The 17,917-nt window shown below is 71.4% G+C and carries 16 protein-coding genes and 1 tRNA gene; 7 read left to right on the top strand and 10 right to left on the bottom strand.

Annotated elements, in window-relative coordinates; all coding sequences use genetic code 11:
• The first annotated feature begins 4 nt into the window (after positions 1 to 4).
• Entirely contained in the window at positions 5 to 730 is a 726-nt protein-coding gene (locus ABD743_RS35090; protein WP_344727511.1) for a TetR/AcrR family transcriptional regulator, read from the top strand.
• Here the strand turns inward: ABD743_RS35090 and ABD743_RS35085 are convergent.
• The 10 genes from ABD743_RS35085 to argS all read right to left on the bottom strand — a co-directional run bounded on the left by ABD743_RS35085 (position 720) and on the right by argS (position 12,961).
• Complete coding sequence (locus tag ABD743_RS35085; RefSeq protein ID WP_344727509.1) at positions 720 to 1,367, bottom strand: L-threonylcarbamoyladenylate synthase; 648 nt, start codon at positions 1,365 to 1,367, stop codon at positions 720 to 722. The genes ABD743_RS35090 and ABD743_RS35085 overlap by 11 nt on opposite strands.
• A gap of 9 nt (positions 1,368 to 1,376) precedes the next feature.
• Positions 1,377 to 2,255, bottom strand: a complete 879-nt coding sequence (locus ABD743_RS35080) for a N5-glutamine methyltransferase family protein (protein WP_344727507.1) — start codon at positions 2,253 to 2,255, stop codon at positions 1,377 to 1,379.
• Between the two features lie 49 nt (positions 2,256 to 2,304).
• Positions 2,305 to 3,369, bottom strand: coding sequence for a peptide chain release factor 1 (prfA, locus tag ABD743_RS35075; RefSeq protein WP_344727505.1), 1,065 nt, complete (start codon positions 3,367 to 3,369; stop codon positions 2,305 to 2,307).
• A gap of 87 nt (positions 3,370 to 3,456) precedes the next feature.
• Positions 3,457 to 3,678, bottom strand: coding sequence for a 50S ribosomal protein L31 (gene rpmE, locus ABD743_RS35070; protein ID WP_344727503.1), 222 nt, complete (start codon positions 3,676 to 3,678; stop codon positions 3,457 to 3,459).
• Positions 3,679 to 3,807: 129 nt separating this feature from the next.
• Entirely contained in the window at positions 3,808 to 5,946 is a 2,139-nt protein-coding gene (gene rho, locus ABD743_RS35065; protein ID WP_344727718.1) for a transcription termination factor Rho, read from the bottom strand.
• 389 nt (positions 5,947 to 6,335) lie between these two features.
• On the bottom strand, positions 6,336 to 7,238 hold the full coding sequence (gene thrB, locus ABD743_RS35060) for a homoserine kinase (protein WP_344727501.1): 903 nt from the start codon (positions 7,236 to 7,238) through the stop codon (positions 6,336 to 6,338).
• A 79-nt stretch (positions 7,239 to 7,317) separates the two neighbouring features.
• Positions 7,318 to 8,334: a threonine synthase gene (gene thrC, locus ABD743_RS35055; RefSeq protein WP_344727717.1), complete on the bottom strand. Its 1,017-nt coding sequence runs from the start codon at positions 8,332 to 8,334 to the stop codon at positions 7,318 to 7,320.
• Between the two features lie 56 nt (positions 8,335 to 8,390).
• The gene (locus ABD743_RS35050; RefSeq protein WP_344727499.1) at positions 8,391 to 9,710 is read right to left on the bottom strand and encodes a homoserine dehydrogenase; all 1,320 of its coding nucleotides are present in this window, start codon (positions 9,708 to 9,710) and stop codon (positions 8,391 to 8,393) included.
• A 156-nt stretch (positions 9,711 to 9,866) separates the two neighbouring features.
• On the bottom strand, positions 9,867 to 11,309 hold the full coding sequence (gene lysA, locus ABD743_RS35045) for a diaminopimelate decarboxylase (RefSeq protein ID WP_344727497.1): 1,443 nt from the start codon (positions 11,307 to 11,309) through the stop codon (positions 9,867 to 9,869).
• Positions 11,306 to 12,961 (bottom strand): arginine--tRNA ligase, encoded by a 1,656-nt coding sequence (gene argS / locus ABD743_RS35040; protein WP_344727495.1) that lies wholly within the window; start codon positions 12,959 to 12,961, stop codon positions 11,306 to 11,308. The genes lysA and argS overlap by 4 nt, the downstream gene beginning before the upstream one ends.
• 125 nt (positions 12,962 to 13,086) lie before the next feature.
• Here argS and ABD743_RS35035 point away from each other — a divergent pair, with 125 nt between their 5' ends.
• The 6 genes from ABD743_RS35035 to ABD743_RS35010 all read left to right on the top strand — a co-directional run bounded on the left by ABD743_RS35035 (position 13,087) and on the right by ABD743_RS35010 (position 17,700).
• Positions 13,087 to 13,875, top strand: coding sequence for a thioredoxin-like domain-containing protein (locus ABD743_RS35035; protein WP_344727493.1), 789 nt, complete (start codon positions 13,087 to 13,089; stop codon positions 13,873 to 13,875).
• Positions 13,875 to 14,612 carry a DUF305 domain-containing protein gene (locus ABD743_RS35030; RefSeq protein WP_379659182.1) on the top strand — a complete coding sequence of 246 codons (738 nt, stop codon included), beginning with the start codon at positions 13,875 to 13,877 and terminating at the stop codon, positions 14,610 to 14,612. Before ABD743_RS35035 ends, ABD743_RS35030 begins: the two co-directional genes overlap by 1 nt.
• A gap of 36 nt (positions 14,613 to 14,648) precedes the next feature.
• Positions 14,649 to 14,723, top strand: a tRNA-Arg gene (locus ABD743_RS35025).
• 56 nt (positions 14,724 to 14,779) lie between these two features.
• Positions 14,780 to 14,998 carry a hypothetical protein gene (locus ABD743_RS35020; protein WP_344727489.1) on the top strand — a complete coding sequence of 73 codons (219 nt, stop codon included), beginning with the start codon at positions 14,780 to 14,782 and terminating at the stop codon, positions 14,996 to 14,998.
• A 93-nt stretch (positions 14,999 to 15,091) separates the two neighbouring features.
• A complete protein-coding gene (locus ABD743_RS35015) occupies positions 15,092 to 15,886 on the top strand; it encodes an IclR family transcriptional regulator (protein ID WP_344727487.1) in 795 nt (264 codons plus the stop codon).
• 341 nt (positions 15,887 to 16,227) lie between these two features.
• Complete coding sequence (locus ABD743_RS35010) at positions 16,228 to 17,700, top strand: aldehyde dehydrogenase (protein ID WP_344727716.1); 1,473 nt, start codon at positions 16,228 to 16,230, stop codon at positions 17,698 to 17,700.
• Positions 17,701 to 17,917 lie beyond the last annotated feature (217 nt).

The following is a 17,917-nucleotide window of genomic DNA, read 5'->3' as shown; positions in this document are numbered from 1 at the left end:
GCCGATGACCGCAGCCGGTACCCGCGCCCGCGTGCGCGCCGAACTGACCCGCGAGATCGTCGACGTCGCCCGTCGGCACCTCGCCTCCGATGGCGCCGCCGCACTCTCTCTACGGGCCGTCGCCCGCGAGCTCGGCATGGCCTCGTCCGCGGTCTACCGGTACTTCCCCAGCCGAGACGAACTGCTCACCGCCCTGATCGTCGACGCCTACGACGCGCTCGGCGCCGACGCCGAGGAGGCCGAGCGCCTCGTACCCCGCGCCGACCTCCGTGCACGCTTCCGGTCCGTCTGCACCGCCACGCGGGAGTGGGCGCGGGTCCATCCGCACGAGTACGCCCTGATCTACGGCTCGCCGGTCCCGGGATACGCTGCCCCCGAATCGACGATCGGGCCTGCCGCCCGGGTCGGCGAGGCGCTGAGCCGGGTGATCGCCGATGGCATCGAAGCCGGCACCGTCGATCCCGCTGCCGACGCGACGGGCGCCGACTCGGCCGTCGAACCCGGCCTCGTCGAACGCCTCGGGCTGTCCACCGAGGAGCCGAACCCGTCGATCGCCGCCCGCGCGCTCCTCGCCTGGACGACGCTGTTCGGGTTGATCAGCTTCGAGCTGTTCGGGCACACCAACAACGTGGTGATCGACCATGAGCGCTACTTCGACGACGCCGTGGAGCGGCTGGCCACGATGGTCGGCCTCCCCCAGGAGGAGGTCCGGCCGGCGGCTACACCGTGATGACCTCGCGGCCGAGCACCTCGGCCACAGCGGCCGTGCTGACAGCGCCCTCGCGCAGCACCCGCGGGTCGTCGCCCGTGAGGTCGACCACGGTGGAGGCGATGGGCTCACCGGAGGGCCCGCCGTCGAGGTAGACCGCGACGGAGTCACCCAGCTGGGTCTGCGCCTCGTCTGCCGAGGCCGCGGGCGGCGAGCCCGAGACGTTCGCGCTGGACACAGCCATGGGGCCGACATCGCGCAGCAGTTCGAGCGCCACGGGGTGCAACGGCATCCGCAGCATCACGGTGCCCTTGGTGGATCCGAGGTCCCAGTCGAGCGACGGTGCGTGCGGGAGCACGATCGACAGCCCGCCCGGCCAGAACGCCTCGATCAGGTCACGCGCCGTCTTCGGCACCCCGAGCACCAGCCCGTCGATGGTGGACCAGGAGCCGAGTAGCACCGGCACGGGCATGTCAGGACCGCGCCTCTTCGCCGCGAGCAGCGAGCGCACGGCGGCGCTGCTGAACGCGTCGCAGCCGATCCCGTAGACGGTGTCGGTGGGGAGCACGACCAGCCGACCGGCTCGGACGGTGCGGGCCGCGGCGGCGAGTCCCTCGACGCGGGCGTCCGGGTCGCTGCAGTCGTAGGTGGTTGCCACGACCGGAGCCTACGAGGCGCCGGCGCCGCGGCGACGCGCGGTGGCGAAACGGGGACGGCCGGCGAGATCGTGGTGCTCCTCGACGTCGGTGAGCACCCGGCGGCGGCGCAGCAGCGCGGGCACGATCTCGCCGTGGGTGTCGTCGTGCTCGATGGCGAGGCAGCCGCCGTAGCGCAGCAGCCCGGCCGATCCGGCGATGACCGCGCGAATGATCTCCAGGCCATCTGGTCCGCCGTACACGGCGTCCGGTGGGTCCCAGCCGGCCACCTCGGGCGGCAGCGGCGTGCCGTCGGGGACGTAGGGCGGGTTGCACAACACCAGGTCGACGTGCGACTCGAGCTCGACGAGGAGGTCGGTCCAGCGCACGTCGGCCGCGTGGAGCGTGACCGGGGTGCCACCGCCGTTGACGTGGGCGGAGATGTTGCGCTGCGCCCATGTCAGCGCGACGGAATCGGCCTCGACGGCGTGCACCACGGCGTCCGGACGGCACGCGGCCACACCGAGCGCGAGCGCGGCCGACCCCGTGCACAGGTCCACCACCAGCGGAGACGGGATACCGGCGATCGCGTGCAGACCCCATTCGAGCAGCAGCTCGGTCTCGGGGCGTGGGGTGAACACTCCGGGCCCGACCGCAACGGTGACCGGACCTAGCACGGCCGTGCCGAGCAGGTGCTGAAGCGGTTCGCGGGCGGCACGCCGCTCCACGAGCTGCCGCAGCTCCTCCACCACCGGTGGGTCCACGAGCGGCTGGAGGAGCAACCGGCCCCGGTCGACGCCGACGACATGGGCGGCGAGAAGCTCGGCATCGACGCGCGGCGAGTCGATCCCCGCAGCGGCGAGCGTGCGTTCGGCCTCCAGAATCGCCAGCCGCAACGGCTGCCTGGTCACGCCGCGCCCCCTCCCCCCGGTTGCGGGTGGGCCGTGGTGGACCGCGACCTCACGCGCCCACCGCCTCCGCGCGCTCGGCCGCAGCGAGCGCGGCCAGGAGATCGTCGAGATCGCCGTCGAGGACGGCGGCGAGATTGTGGGCCTTGTAGCCGACGCGGTGGTCGGAGATCCGGCTCTCCGGGTAGTTGTAGGTGCGGATCCGCTCGGACCGGTCGACGGTGCGCACCTGCGACCGACGATCCGCCGAGGCCTGGGCCGCGGCCTCCGCCTCGGCCAGCGCCTGCAGCCGCGACCGCAGCACCTCCATCGCCCGCGCCCGGTTCTGGAGCTGCGACCGCTCGTTCTGGCAGCTCACGACGATGCCGGTGGGCAGATGCGTGATCCGCACGGCCGAGTCGGTGGTGTTGACGCTCTGTCCGCCGTGGCCCGAGGACCGGAACACGTCGATGCGCAGGTCGTTCTCGTCGACCTCGACGGCGGCGTCGTCGCCGGTGTCCGGGTACACGAGCACGCCGGCCGCGGAGGTGTGCACACGGCCCTGCGACTCGGTGACCGGCACGCGCTGCACGCGGTGGACGCCGCCCTCGAACTTCAGCGCCGACCAGACCCCGTCGGCCTCCGGTGCGCGGGACCGGACCGAGAGCGTGATGTCCTTGTATCCGCCCAGGTCGGACGGCACGGCGTCGAGGATCTCGGTGGCCCAGCCGCGGCGCTCGGCGTAGCGCAGGTACATCCGCACGAGGTCGCCCGCGAACAGCGCCGACTCCTCGCCACCTTCGCCGGACTTCACCTCGAGCACGATGTCGTCGCCGTTGTGGGGATCGCGCGGCACGAGCAGCTCTGCCAGGCGCCGCTCCAGACCCGGGATCCGGGCGGCCAGCGTGTCGGCCTCGGCGGCGAAGCTCTGGTCCTCGGCGGCGAGCTCACGCGCCGCGGCCTCGTCCTCGCGGACCGAGGCCAGCTCACGGGCGACCGCGACGATCGGGCCGATCTGCGAGTAGCGACGGCCGAGCTTGCGCGCCGTGGCGGCGTCGGCGTGGACGTCGGGGTCGGCGAGCCGCAGCTCCAGCTCAGCGTGCTCCGCAAGCACTGCTTCCACTGCTGGTGTACTCATCGCCCCTCCCGTCCGTCTCGCGATCTCCCCTGCTGCTGCGAACATGCGGACGGCGCCCACCATGAGAGGTGGGCGCCGTCGACGACGCTAGGACTTCTTGCCGGCGCGCTTGCCGTAGCGGGCCTCGAAGCGGGCCACGCGACCACCGGAGTCGAGGATCCGCTGCTTGCCGGTGTAGAAGGGGTGGCAAGCGGAGCAGGTCTCGACGGACATGGTGCCGCTGGTCTTGGTGCTGCGCGTGGTGAACTGGTTGCCGCAGCCGCAGGTGACCTGCGTCTCGACGTACTCGGGGTGAATGCCGGAGCGCACGTTGGTTCCTCTCGATATGGCGCCGGGTCCCCGCGAATCGCGGGGTGAACCGGAACCGGAGCGTGACAGTTCATTCAACCACCCGGGCCGCCTGCGGATTCCCGCGGGCGGTCCGGGTGGTCGGGTGTATCAGTCGTCGGTGCCGGGGGTGCTCTTCGCCACCTGCATCAGGAACTCGATGTTGGTGCGCGTCTTACGGAGCTGGGTGAGCAGCAGGTCGATGGCCTGCTGGTCGTCCAGCGCCGCGAGCACCCGGCGGAGCTTGACCATGACGGCGTGCTCGTCGGGCGAGAGCAGCAGCTCGTCCTTACGCGTGCCGGAGTCACCGACGTCGATGGCCGGGAACACGCGCTTGTCGGCGATCTTGCGGTCGAGCTTGAGCTCGGCGTTGCCGGTGCCCTTGAACTCCTCGAAGATCACCGTGTCCATCGTGGACCCGGTCTCGACGAGCGCCGTGGCGAAGATCGTCAGCGAGCCGCCGTCCTCGATGTTGCGCGCCGCGCCGAGGAACCGCTTCGGCGGGTAGAGCGCCGTGGAGTCGACACCACCGGAGAGGATCCGGCCCGACGCGGGCGCCGCCAGGTTGTAGGCCCGGCCGAGGCGCGTGATGTTGTCGAGGAGCACGACCACGTCGTGACCCATCTCGACCAGGCGCTTCGCCCGCTCGATCGACAGCTCCGCGACCGTGGTGTGGTCGGTCGGCGGCCGGTCGAACGTGGACGCGATGACCTCGCCCTTCACCGACCGCTGCATGTCGGTGACCTCCTCCGGCCGCTCGTCCACGAGGACGACCATGAGGTGGCACTCCGGGTTGTTGGTGGTGATCGCGTTGGCGATGTTCTGCATGATCGTGGTCTTGCCCGCCTTCGGCGGGGACACGATCAGCGCACGCTGGCCCTTGCCGACCGGCATCACCAGGTCGATCACGCGCGTGGTGAGCTTGTGCGGCTCGGTCTCCAGGCGCAGCCGCTCGTTCGGGTAGAGCGGGGTGAGCTTGGTGAACTCCGGCCGGTTCCGGGCGCTCTCCGGGTCCTGGCCGTTGATCGAGTCGACGCGCACCAGCGGGTTGAACTTCTGCCGCGACTGCTCGCCCTCGCGGGGCTCGCGCACAGCGCCCGTGATCGCGTCACCGCGGCGCAGGCCGTACTTGCGGACCATCGACAGCGACACGTAGACGTCCGTGGGGCCGGACAGGTAGCCGGTGGTGCGCACGAACGCGTAGTTGTCGAGGATGTCGACGATGCCGGCGACGGGTAGCAACACGTCGCCGTCGCGCACCTCGGTGTCGACATTGCCCTGACCACCCTGGCCACTACCGGGGCGCTCCCGGTCGCGGCCCCGGCGGCGGTCCCGGAACCGGCGGCCACGCCGGCCACGGCCGTCGCCGTCGTCCTCGTCCTCGTCGGGCCGGTTGTCGCGCGGACCGCGGTTGTCGGAGCGGTTGTCCGAACGGTTGTCGGGACGGCCCCCCGACCGGTTGCCGTCCGGGCGGTTGTCCGAGCGGTCATTGCGGTCGTTGCGGCTCTCGCCACGATCGTTGCGGTTCTCGCCCCGGTCGTTGCGCTCGGCCCGGTCGTTGCGGTTCTCGCCGCGGTCGGGGCGCGTGTCGCCGCGGTTGTCCCCGCGCTCGTCGCGGCCTTCGCGGGTGCGGTTGTACTGACGCTCCTCGACCTGGCTCTCGCCGGTGGTGGTGGAGGAGGAGTCGGCCGCGGTCTCGCCGCTCTGCTCGCCACCGCGGTTGCGGCGGCTCTGCCGGCTGCGGCGGCTGCCCGTGTCGCTCTCGGCGTCGGCCGCGGGGGCCTCGGCCGGGGCGGTGCTCGGGGCGGGCGTGCTGTCGATCGCAGGCGCGGCGCCGTTGGTCGCCTCGGCCACGGGTGCCGCGTCGACGGCCGGGGCGGTCACCACGGGGCCGCCGTTCGCGACCGGGCTGCCGTTGGCAGCCGGCGCCTCCACAGCGGTGGTGACGTCGGGCGCTCCAGCCGGGCGCGACGCGGTGCGACGACGCCGGGTGGGCGGGGCGGCGGCCGGGGTGACCTCGGCCTGCGCAGCTCCGTTGGTGCTGGCAGCGTCGGCGACCGTGGGAGCGTCCGTGCCGGCAGCGGCGGGCACGGAGTTGTCGGGCAGCGAGAGCTGCGCGGCGGCCGGCTTGCGGGCGGGCGCGCCGCCCTGCTTCTCCTTGATGGCGGCGATCAGGTCGCCCTTGCGCATGCCGGCCGTGTCGGGGATGTTGAGCTCCCCGGCGAGCTGGCGGAGCTCCGCCAGCACCATGCCGGTCAGTCCACCGCGCTTACGCGGTGCAGGGGCTGTCTCGGTGCTGACGAGATCGGTCTCGCTCACTGATGTCCTTCCTGACCAAAATCCACTGGTCAGCGGGATTCACACACTCGCCCGGACGGTGCGCCGGACGACATGTCGGTCAACGGATCGCGGGAGCGCGGCCGCCCCGACAGGCAGGGGCGGCGATCGGCGCGACGGTCGCGACTGAAGGCCGCCCGGGTCGAAATCAGAAGTGATCCAACGGATACGAAGATTCCGGCTCGAGTGGCCACACGGATGACGCGTGGATCGCCGTTGCGGTGCCGAGAGTAGACGTTCACCCCTCGGTGCGGCAACAACCCCCCTGCTCGACGCGCCGGACGGCAGCCGTGGGAATGGGACTACCCGATCTCGACCGTGGCCCCGACGTCATCGACAGGCAGTGCGACGGCCCTGAACCCGTGCAGGTCCAGGCCCTCGGGCAGAGTCCCGTCGGCCGTCAGTGCCAGCACGGACGGCCCGGCGCCGGAGATCGCGGCGGGGACTCCCCGCTCGCGCAGCGCGTCCACCAGACGGGACGACTCCGGGTAAGCCGGACGCCGGTAGTTCTGGTGCAGACGATCCTCGGTGGCCGGCAGCAGCAGGTCAGGCCGTTGGGTGAACGCCAGAACGGCGAGCGCGGTGCGGCTGCCGGTGAAGGCCGCGTCCCGCAGCGGTACGTGCTCGGGCAGAAGCCCTCGCGTGGCGCTGGTGGACGATTCTCTTCCCGCGATGAGTGCAACCGGGTGGATCCCCGGATGCGTCTCGAGTCTTACAGCGTGAAACCGCTCGGCAATATTCCCGGCAGCTTCCCAAGCGACGACGAAGCCGCCGTAGAGGCTGGCCGCCGCGTTGTCGGCGTGGCCCTCCATCCCGGCCGTGACCTGCAGCACCGTCTCGCGCTCCAGCTCCAGGTCACGCCCGGCGAGCACGACGGCCGCAGCGGCACCCGCGACCGCGGCCGCCGCCGAACTACCCAGCCCGCGGGAATGGGGAATCGAATTGCGGCACCGCATTCGCAGGCCGGGCGGGGCGTCCCCGACGATGTTCCACGTGGCACGCATGGCACGCACCACGAGGTGCGCCTCGTCGCAGGGGACCTGACCGGCCCCCTCCCCCTCGATCTCGACGTCGATGCCGCCGGACGTGACCGACACCTCGACGTCGTCGTGGAGCCCGAGCGCGAGGCCGAACGAGTCGAACCCGGGCCCGAGGTTCGCCGAGGAGCCGGGCACGCGGATTCGGACCTCGCCGGGCCTGCCCATCAGCGCAACCTCGGCGGCGCGGCACCCGCAGCAGCCGAAAAAGTCATGAATGTCACTTTTCCGGCACGGGCACCGACGCTCATCGCAGTTCCAGCGCGTCGGCCACGGCACCCGGGTCGATGGGCACCACGGTGGGCTCGGGCGCCGCGAGCAGCGCCGTGTCGGGATCCTTCAGACCGTGGCCGGTGACGGTGCACACCACGAGCGACCCGCGCGGCAGCGTGCCGTTGCCCACCGACTGCAGGAGTCCGGCCACGCTCGCCGCGGATGCCGGCTCCACGAACACGGCTTCCTGCGCAGCCAGCAGGCGGTACGCCGCGAGGATCTCGTCGTCGGAGACCGCAGCGAACTGCCCGCCCGACTCGTCACGGGCTGTGACGGCTGCCGCCCAGGACGCCGGTGCGCCGATCCGGATGGCTGTGGCGATCGTCTCCGGATGCCGGACCGGGGCGCCGTGCACGAGCGGAGCGGCGCCTTCCGCCTGGTAGCCGAACATCCGGGGCGCCGCACCGATCAGGCCGTCGGCGCGGTAGGCGCGGTAGCCCGCCCAGTAGGCGGTGATGTTGCCGGCGTTGCCGACGGGCAGGCAGTGCACGTCGGGGGCGCGGCCCAGCTCGTCGCAGATCTCGTAGGCGGCGCTCGCCTGCCCCGCGATCCGGGTGGGGTTCACCGAGTTGACCAGCGCGGCCACGGGGTAGTCGGCCGCCGTCTTGCGGGCGAGCTCGAGGCAGTCGTCGAAGTTGCCGTCGATCTGCAGGATGCGGGCGCCGTGCGCCACGGCCTGGGCCAGCTTGCCGAGCGCGATCTTGCCCTGCGGCACGAGAACCGCGCAGGTCAGACCGGCCCTCGCGGCGTAGGCGGCGGCCGATGCCGACGTGTTGCCCGTGGACGCGCACAGCACGCTCTTCTTGCCCTGGGCCAGCGCGTCGGTGACCGCCACCGTCATCCCGCGGTCCTTGAAGGAACCCGTCGGGTTGGCACCGTCGACCTTGAGGAAGACCTCGCAGCCGGTGCGCCGGGACAGGTGCGGAGCCGGCAGCAGCGGCGTGCCGCCCTCACCGAGCGTGACCACAGTCCAGCCGGGCTCGACGGGCATCCGCTCCCGGAAGGCCTCGATCACGCCGGGCCACCGGGTCGCTTTCGTCACAGAGCTCACCCGGCAACACCCTTCCGGCCCAGGTCCTCGACCCGGAGCACGCTGTCGACGGCCCGCACGGCGTCCAGGCCGGCAAGCACTTCCACCGTGGCGGCGAGGGCCGCCTCGGGCGCTGCGTGCGTGACGACGACGAGGCGCGCCGCCGCTCCACCGTTGCCGCCGCCGGTCTGCCGGACGGCAGCGATGCTCACGCCGCGATGGGCGAACTCGCCGGAGATCGCCGCGAGCACACCGGCGCGGTCGTCGACGTCGAGGCTGACGTGGTAGCGCGTGCGCACGCTCCCCATCGCGCGAACGGGCAGGCTGGCGTAGGCGGACTCGCGGGGAGCACGCCCGCCGCCCACACGGTTGCGCGCCACCGCCACGATGTCGCCTAGCACGGCGCTGGCCGTGGGCGCGCCACCGGCCCCCTGCCCGTAGAACATCATCTGGCCCGCCGCCTCTGCCTCGACGAACACCGCGTTGAACGCGCCGTCGACGGACGCCAGCGGGTGGGCGGCGGGGATCATCGCCGGGTACACGCGCGCGGAGACCGACTCGGGGATGTCGCCGTCGGGCGGGGTGCGTTCGCAGATCGCCACCAGCTTGATCACGCATCCCATCCCCGCCGCGGCGGTGATGTCGGACGCCGTGACCGAGCGGATCCCCTCGCAGTGCACGTCATTGGCCGTGACGCGGGTGTGGAACGCGAGCGAGGCGAGGATCGCGGCCTTGGACGCGGCGTCGTAGCCGTCGACGTCGGCGCTCGGGTCGGCCTCGGCGTAACCGAGCCGCGTGGCCTCCTCCAGCGCCTCGGAGAAGCTCGACCCGGAGGCCGTCATCGCGGAGAGGATGAAGTTGGTGGTGCCGTTGACGATCCCGGCGACGCGCGTGATCCGGTCGCCTGCCAGCGACTCACGCAGCGAGCGCAGCAGCGGGATCGCCGCGGCAACAGCGGCCTCGTAGTAGAGGTCCACCCCGGACGCGTCGGCCGCCTCGGCCAGCGCGGGGCCGTCGTCGGCGAGGAGGGCCTTGTTGGCCGTCACCACCGACTTGCCGGCCTTGAGCGCCTCCAGCAGCAGTGTGCGAGCGGGTTCGATGCCGCCGATCACCTCGACGACGACGTCGACGTCGTCGCGCGTGACCAGGCGCGCGGCGTCGTCGGTGAGGAGATCGCCCAGGTCGGCGTGCTTGTGGGGGCGACGAACGGCCACACCGGCCAGCTCGACCGGCGCCCCGGCACGGGCCGCGAGCTCGTCGGCATGCTCCCGCAACAGCCGCACCACCTCACGGCCGACGGTGCCGCAGCCCAGCATCGCGACGCGGATCGGTGTCACAGCGCTTTTCCTGTCACAGCCCTCTTCCCGTCACACGCTTGTCGGTCGTGCCATTGTCCCCGCCGTCACAGCTTTCTCGTCATCACGGCGTTGCGGTCGTCACAAGCCCGAATCATCGCGGGTGACGGACCGTGGACGAAGTCCGGGTGGGCGGCCTCACCCGGAGACCTCGAGCCGGAACTGGTCCTCGATTGTCTCCCGGCGGAGCAGGACGCGTGCCTGCCCGTCCCGCACCGCGACGACCGCGGGCCGCGGCAGCCGGTTGTAGGAGCTCGCCATCGAGTAGCAGTACGCCCCGGTCGCGGCCACCGCGAGCAGGTCGCCGGGCGCGACGTCGGCGGGCAGCCAGCAGTCGCGCACCACGATGTCGCCGCTCTCGCAGTGCTTGCCGACCACCCGGGACAGGGCCGCCTCGCCGCTGCCGTCGAGCCGGGAGGACCGCGACACGAGCCGGCAGTCGTACACGGCGTCGTAGAGGGCGGTGCGGATGTTGTCGCTCATCCCGCCGTCGACGCTCACGTAGCGACGCGAGGCGTGGCCGTCGAGCGGCACGTCCTTGAGGGTGCCCACCTCGTAGAGCGTGACGGTGCCGGGCCCTGCGATGCTGCGCCCCGGCTCGACCGCGATCTCCGGGACATCCAGCTCGGCCTCGTGGCACTCGTGCTTGACGATCGAGCGCAGCTCGTCGGCCAGCTGCGTCACGTTCAGCGGCTCCTCGGAGGCGCGGTAGGCGATGCCGAAGCCACCGCCGAGGTCGAGCGTGGTGACCGACTCGAGCGCCTCGTCGCCGTGCTCCTTGTGCAGCTGCGCGTGGAAGCGCACCACGCGGTGGGCGGCGACCCGGAAACCCTCGGTGTCGAAGATCTGGCTCCCGATGTGGCTGTGCAGCCCGACGAGCCGCAGCCCCGTGGACCCGATCACGCGCCGCGCAGCCTCAGCGGCGTCGCTCCCCTCACCACCGGCGATGGAGAACCCGAACTTCTGGTCCTCGTGCGCCGTGGCGATGAACTCGTGGGTGTGGGCCTCGACCCCGACAGTCACCCGGATCATCACCGGCGTGACGACGCCACGGTCGCGCGAGATGGCGTCCAGGCGGGCGATCTCGTGGAACGAGTCGAGCACCACGCGCCCGACCCCGGCCTCGACGGCGGCGACGAGTTCGTCCAAGGACTTGTTGTTGCCGTGCATCGCGATCCGCTCGGCGGGGAAACCGGCGCGCAGCGCGACGGCGAGCTCGCCGCCGCTGGCCACGTCCAGGCTGAGCCCCTCCTCGGCCACCCAGCGGGCCACCTCGGTGCACAGGAACGCCTTGGCCGCATAGTGCACGGCATCCGCGCCGAAGGCATGGGCGAACTCGGCGGCCCGGGACCGGAAGTCGTCCTCGTCCACGACGAAGAGCGGGGTGCCGTAGGTCTCGGCCAGCTCACGCACGTCGACCCCGGCGATCCGGAGCGCGCCGTCGTCACCGCGAGCGGCGTTGCGCGGCCACACCACGGGGGCCAGCTCGTCGAGCCCTGCGGCGTCGAGCGGCCGGGAACCGGCGGTCTCGGGGGGCGCCTGGATGCCGGCGTGCAGGGGCCCGGCCGGGTGCGCCCTCACATCCGCTCCGGTGCGGAAACACCCAGCAGCGAGAGGCCGTTGGCGAACACCTGGCGGGCTGCGACGCACAGCGCGAGCCGGTTGCGGTGCAGGTCGGAGATCTCCTCGTCGCCCATCGGTAGCACGCGGCAGGCGTCGTAGAACTTGTGGTACGCGCTCGCCAGCTGCTCCAGGTAGCGCGCCACCCGGTGCGGCTCGCGCAGCTCGGCGGCCGATGCGACCACGGCCGGGAACTCGCCGATCGTGCGGATCAGGTCGCCCTCGCGGGGGTGGTCGAGCAGGCCGAAGTCTGGCTGCTCGGGCACGGTGACGCCGAGGTCGGCCGCGTTGCGCGCCAGCGACGCGAGCCGGGCGTGCGCGTACTGCACGTAGAAGACCGGGTTGTCGTTGCTGCGGCGAACGATCAGGTCCAGGTCGATGTCGAGGGTGGAGTCGACCGACGACCGGATCAGCGTGTAGCGCGCCGCGTCGACACCGACGGCGTCGACCAGGTCGTCCATGCTCACGGCGGTGCCGGCCCGCTTGCTCATCCGCACCGGCTGACCGTCGCGGAACAGGTTGACCATCTGGCCGATCAGGACCTCGACGGTGTTCGGGTCGTCGCCGAACGCGGCCGCGGCCGCCCGCAGCCGCGCGATGTAGCCGTGGTGGTCGGCGCCGAGCATGTAGATGCACAGGTCGAAGCCACGCTTGCGCTTGTCCAGGTAGTAGGCGAGGTCGCCCGCGATGTAGGCGGGCCGGCCGTCGCTCTTGATGACCGGACGGTCCTTGTCGTCGCCCTGGTCCGTGGAGCGCAGCCACCACGCACCGTCGGAGAAGTAGAGGTTGCCCGAGTCCTTGAGCCGCTGCACCGCGGCGCCGACCGCGCCCGAGTCGTGCAGGGACTTCTCGTGGAACCACACGTCGAAGTCGGTGCCGAACGCGTGCAGAGCCCGCTTGATCTCGTCGAACATGAGGTTGACGCCGATCCGACGGAACTCCTCGCGACGCTGCGCGTCGGGCAGGTCGAGCACTCCGGGCTCGGCGGTGGTGATCTGGGCGGCGATCTCGCCGATGTAGGCGCCGCCGTACCCGTTCTCCGGGGTGGGCTCACCCTTCGCCGCGGCGATCAGCGAGTCGACGAAGCGGTCGATCTGGCCGCCGGCGTCGTTGAAGTAGTACTCCCGGGTGACCTTGCCGCCCCGGGCGGCGAGCACCCGGCCGAGCGCGTCGCCGACGGCGGCCCAGCGGGTGTGGCCGAGGTGCAGCGGCCCGGTGGGGTTGGCGGAGACGAACTCCAGGTTGATGTTCCGATCGGAGAGCTCGTCGCCGGTGCCGTAGGCGTCGCCCGCCTGCAGGACGTCGCCGACGATCGCGCCCTGTGCGTCGGCGGCGAGCCGGAGGTTGATGAAGCCGGGCCCGGCGATCTCCGCGCTCTCGATGCCGTCGCGGGCGGCGAGGGCGTCGGCGAGCCAGCCGGCCAGTTCGCGCGGCGGGACGCCGGCCTTCTTCGCGGTACGCAGGGCCACGTTGGTGGCGTAGTCGCCGTGCTCGGGGTTGCGCGGACGCTCGACGCCGACGTCGTCGGGCAGCGCCGCGAGGTCCAGACCGCGGTCCTTGAGTACCTCGGACGCGGTCGAGCGGACCAGGTCGGCGAGCAGGGCGGGATTCACCCGACCCAGTCTAGGAGGTGGCGCTCGCCACTTACTCCCGCCTCACTCCTACACTTGCCCTCCGGCAAGGGCCGTCCGGGTGACGCCCGCGCCTCCTTTCCCAGCCCCGATGTTCTGGACGGATCATGGTCAGCGGCAACAAGAGCAAGGCGTCTCGTAGCTCGCGCACGCGCACGCCCGTCGTCAGCCACAAGTCCACCCCGTGGGGGCTGATCGCGGCCGTTCTCGTGGTGGTCCTGTTCGCAGGTGGGGTGTTCGGCTACGCCTTCCTGCGCAACCAGCAGAACCAGGCGAAGACCGAAGCACTCGCCCCGTTCACGCCCACAGCGGAGAACCAGGACCCGTCGAAGCAGATCCCCGGGGTGGTGGTGCAGGGGTACCCCGGCGGCCAGCACGTCGGCCGCGACACCCAGGTCGCGTACACCCACAGCCCGCCCTTCGGCGGCGCGCACGACGCCGTGTGGGCCGCGTGCAACGGCGCCGTCTACCCGGAGGCGGTGCGCACCGAGAACCTCGTGCACTCCCTCGAGCACGGCGCGGTCTGGATCGCGTACAACCCCGACCAGGTCACGGGCGACGCGCTCGAGACCCTCCGGAGCAAGGTCGACGGTGAGCCCTACACGTTGATGTCGCCCTACCCGGGGCTCGACCAGCCGATCTCGGTGCAGTCGTGGGGCCACCAGCTCAAGCTGTCGGACGCCGCCGACCCGCGGATCGACCAGTTCATCGCCGCGCTGCGCCTGAACCAGTACACGTACCCCGAGCCGGGCGCGAGCTGCAACGAGGTCGGAGTGAGCGGCGGCTTCTCCCAGGACAGCCCGCCTCCGTTCGTCCCCGCCCCCGCCCCCGGCACGCCGGGCTCGCAGGCTGAGACCACACCGGGAGCGGGCGTCGCCCCCGACGGCGGTTCATGATGGTTCGGGTGAGCACCCCGACCGCTCCGACCGCCGGCACCATGGACGCCCCGCCACCTGCGGACCCGCCTCCGCATGAGGGCCGGTGGGTGCGTCCGCTGCTCATCGTCGCCGCCGCGGTGGCCCTGCTCCTGCTCGGGGCGGCGGGCGGCCTGCTCGCCGGCCTCCCCGGCTCGGCCCCCACTCCGGCCACACCCACCGCCGACTCCGTCGACGTCGGGTTCGCGCAGGACATGACCGTGCACCACCAGCAGGCCGTCGAGATGGCGGCCTGGGAGCGCGACCACACCACCGACCCCGCGCTGTTCCAGCTCGCGTCCGACATCGAGGCCACCCAGACCTCCCAGATCGGCCGGATGCAGGGCTGGCTGGAGCTGTGGGGCGCCGGGGCACTGCCGGTCGGCGGCCACATGGCCTGGATGACCGGCCCCGCAGACCACTCCCACATGGGCACCGCGATGCCCGCAGGCGGCGTCGCCACGATGCCGGGCATGGCGAGCACCGAGGAGTTGGCCGGATTGCGCGCGGCCACCGGCCACCAGCTCGACGTGATGTTCCTGCAGCTGATGCTGCGTCACCACGAGGGAGGCGCCACGATGCTGCAGTACGGCGCCCAGCACGCCTCGATGCCGCAGGTGCGCAACCTCGCCGCACAGATGCTCAGCTCCCAGACCACCGAGGCCGGCTACCTGCGTCAGCTCCTCGCCGAGCGAGGTGGGCAGCCGCTGCCGAGCTAGCCCAGGGCGTGCGCTAGGGTTTGCAACGTTGAACGGGCCCCCGTAGCTCAGGGGATAGAGCACCGCCCTCCGGAGGCGGGAGCGCAGGTTCGAATCCTGCCGGGGGCACCATCCGGATCATCACAAGATCGGCCCCTCACCAGCACGAACAAGGTGAGGGGCCGATCTTGTCGTGTCCGACCAAGTCCGGCCTGCACCGACCGTTGGCGACCATCCACGGCCAATACACGCCCAAGTTCCGCTACTTGCCCGTCCCCGTGGCCGAGTGCCCGGCCGACCCGACGACGCACTTCGTCCTCCGCTCGTTCACCGTCGGTTGGTTCGGACACCTGACTTCCACGGGCTACGGCACGACGCACGATCTGGTGGCCGCGGGCGCCGCGTGATGTGGCAGCTCGATCTGCTCCACGTCGATCGGTGGGATGGTCCGGCCCCGTGCGGCGTTGCCGCGTCGAGCTGGTCGACCTACAGTGTGTCTCGTGGACGATGACGCTGTATTCGAACCGATGACAAACCACGAAGACCGTCCGGCAAACATTCTCAGCTCGACGCAGAAGACCCTCGCCTTGCTGGAAACCCTGGCCTCGCTGGACCGGCCGTATGGCGTGAGCGAACTCGCGCGCGTCGTAGGAAGCTCGCGCGGGACCGTCCACAAGCAGCTGGCCACGCTGGTCGCGTCCGGCTGGGTGGAGCAGGACGGGCAGGGCCGGTACGGACTGAGCCTGCTCGCGGTCCGGGTAGGCAATACCGCGCTCCAGCACGCCGGGCTCGGCCAGAAGATCCAGAACGTCCTCGAAGGGCTCGTGGCGGTGACCGGGGAAACCGCGACGATCGCGGCGGTGCACCGGGACAGCGGCCTGATCATCCAGCGGGCGGAAAGCGATCAGGTACTGAACGCCGATATCCGCGTCGGCACCCGGATTCCACTCAAGGTCGGCGCGTCCAACCACGTGCTGCTGGCGTTCGCCGTCACCGAGGAACAGCGGCACGATCTGCGGCGCCGCGGCATCGAATTGCCGTCGGAGGAATACCTGGCGGGAATCGCGGAATCCGGCGTCGCGTTCACCCGTCGCGAATTCGTCGACGGGATTGACGCGGTGTCGATCCCGCTGCAGCACCAACTCGATTTCAAGACCACCGCACTGACCCTGGCTGGCCCGTCCGGCCGGATCGACCCGGTCAGCGCGGAACGGGCGCTGCGCGCCGCCCGCGAACGCATCCTGGACCTGGCTGCCGGCCGGGTGCAGAAGCTGCGTGATGCCTCCGGCGATTAGTAGATGCCCAGGCCGGCCGGCCACACAGCCGGTCGGTGACCGCACACGGTGCCGCCCGTCGGCGCCGCCGTAACGAGGTTGCCCTGCCTGGAAGAAAAGAGGCGATGAAGAACCGTCGGGTGCTCACCCGGGCCGTTCGCCGGGAACTTTCTGACTGAGGCTGTGACGGCGTTGCGGGTCGTGCGTCCTTTTTGGGACGCGGGTGGTCGAGCGGTTTGCGCTGATTCTCGAGTCACATCCCGAAAGCACCCGTTTCTGGCGGCGAAGGCCCAGCGCTTCGGGCACCTGCTTCGCCGATGCGGGTTGAGTTCCACTCCTACCGAATCGAAAGTAAGGCGACCATGACCGAACTTGCGCACTTTCCGATGCTGATCGGCGGGCAGCCGGCTGAGGCTGCTTCCGGCGTCACCTTCCAGAGCGAGAACCCCTACACCCGGCAGCCGTGGGCGGACGTCCCGGACGGATCAGCCGAGGATGTCGACGCGGCCGTCGCCGCGGCCCGGGCTGCGCTGGACGGCGAGTGGGGCCGCATGACGGGGTTTGCCCGGGCGGCCTGCCTGCGCCGCCTCGGTGACCTCGTCACCGAGGACGCCGACAGGCTTGCCCGGCTGGAGGTGCAGGATTCAGGCAAGCTCTACCGCGAGATGCTCGGTCAGCTCCGGGCGATCGGCGGCTGGTACCACTACTTCGCCGGTGTCGCGCAGGGACTGGAGGGTCGGCAGATCCCCTCTCCGAACCCCGATTACCTCGTCTACACGCGGCGTGAGCCGGTCGGCGTGGTCGCGGCGATCACGCCCTGGAACTCGCCGTTGCTGCTGATGACCTGGAAGCTTGCGCCCGCGCTGGCCGCGGGCTGCACGGTCGTGGTCAAGCCGTCCGAGCACTCCCCCGTGTCGACGCTCGGTTTTGCCGAGCTGATCGGCCAGGCCGGCTTCCCCGCTGGGGTGGTCAACGTCGTCACCGGCCTGTCCCGGAAAGTCGGCGAGCACTTGGTCGCCCACGAGGGAGTCGACAAGGTCGCGTTCACCGGGTCGACCGCCACCGGCCGGGCGGTCGCCCGTGCCGCCGCCGACCGGCTCATCCCGGCCACGTTGGAGCTCGGTGGCAAGTCGCCGCAGATCGTATTCCCGGACGCGGACCTGGACGCCGCCGCCAACGGCCTCGTCGCGGGCGTCTTCGCGGCCACCGGGCAGAGCTGCATGGCCGGTTCCCGGCTGATCTGCCACGTCGACGTGCACGACGAGCTGGTCCGGCGGGTGGCCGAGCGGGCCGCCGCGATCCGGCTCGGCGACCCGTTCGACGAGCACACCGAGATGGGTCCGGTCGCCAACCGGCCGCAGTTCGAGAAGGTGGTCGGATACCTGGAGGTCGCTCGGGAAGAGGGCGCCACGGTTGCCTATGGCGGTGCCACAGATGACCGGCTCGGTGGCTACTTCGTCTCGCCGACGGTGTTGTCCGTGACGCCCGCCAGCACCGTGTTCCGCGAAGAGATCTTCGGCCCGGTCCTGTCCGCGGTGACCTTCACCGACGAGGACGAGGCGATCAAGCTGGCCAATGACACTCCGTACGGCCTCGCCGGAGCGGTCTGGACCAAGGACGTGCACCGTGGTCACCGGGTCGCGGCCCGGGTGCGGGCCGGTTCGGTGTGGATCAACGCCTACCGGGTCGTGGCGCCCAACGTGCCGTTCGGTGGGTACCAGCAGTCCGGAATCGGGCGCGAGAACGGTGCCGAGGCCGTTGACGCCTATCTGGAGACCAAGGCTGTCTGGGTGGAACTGACCGGCGGCACGCGGGACCCCTTCATCTTGGGCTGAACGGGAACGGCTCGATCACCGAGGCTCGTGGTCAGTGCAGCGTTCCCGGGCTTCCGATCCGGCACGAGGCGGGGCTTGCTCGGTGGCCGGACCCGGAACGACTTCGTCAGCGGCAAGCTGGTGGTACCGGAGAGCGACATGCACAGCGGCCGAGGCCGTTCATACATGGACGGACGGCCACGCCGCCGATGCGTTGTGAATTTTGTCTGAATCCGTT

It is taken from the genome of Pseudonocardia yunnanensis, assembly GCF_039534065.1.
GTDB classification, from domain to species: Bacteria; Actinomycetota; Actinomycetes; order Mycobacteriales; family Pseudonocardiaceae; genus Pseudonocardia; species Pseudonocardia yunnanensis.
The sequence above is the reverse complement of the archived record's forward strand: the minus strand, read 5'-3'. Positions and strand labels throughout refer to the sequence as shown.

What these genes read in the sequence shown, in the direction of transcription:
- ABD743_RS35090 (WP_344727511.1), top strand. Translation starts at nt 5, where the DNA reads ATGACCGCAGCCGGTACCCGCGCCCGCGTGCGCGCCGAACTGACCCGC.
- prfA (WP_344727505.1), bottom strand. Translation starts at nt 3,369, where the DNA reads ATGAGTACACCAGCAGTGGAAGCAGTGCTTGCGGAGCACGCTGAGCTG.
- rho (WP_344727718.1), bottom strand. Translation starts at nt 5,946, where the DNA reads ATGGTGCTGGCGGAGCTCCGCCAGCTCGCCGGGGAGCTCAACATCCCC.
- thrB (WP_344727501.1), bottom strand. Translation starts at nt 7,238, where the DNA reads ATGGGCAGGCCCGGCGAGGTCCGAATCCGCGTGCCCGGCTCCTCGGCG.
- thrC (WP_344727717.1), bottom strand. Translation starts at nt 8,334, where the DNA reads ATGCCCGTCGAGCCCGGCTGGACTGTGGTCACGCTCGGTGAGGGCGGC.
- ABD743_RS35035 (WP_344727493.1), top strand. Translation starts at nt 13,087, where the DNA reads ATGGTCAGCGGCAACAAGAGCAAGGCGTCTCGTAGCTCGCGCACGCGC.
- ABD743_RS35030 (WP_379659182.1), top strand. Translation starts at nt 13,875, where the DNA reads ATGGTTCGGGTGAGCACCCCGACCGCTCCGACCGCCGGCACCATGGAC.
- ABD743_RS35010 (WP_344727716.1), top strand. Translation starts at nt 16,228, where the DNA reads ATGACCGAACTTGCGCACTTTCCGATGCTGATCGGCGGGCAGCCGGCT.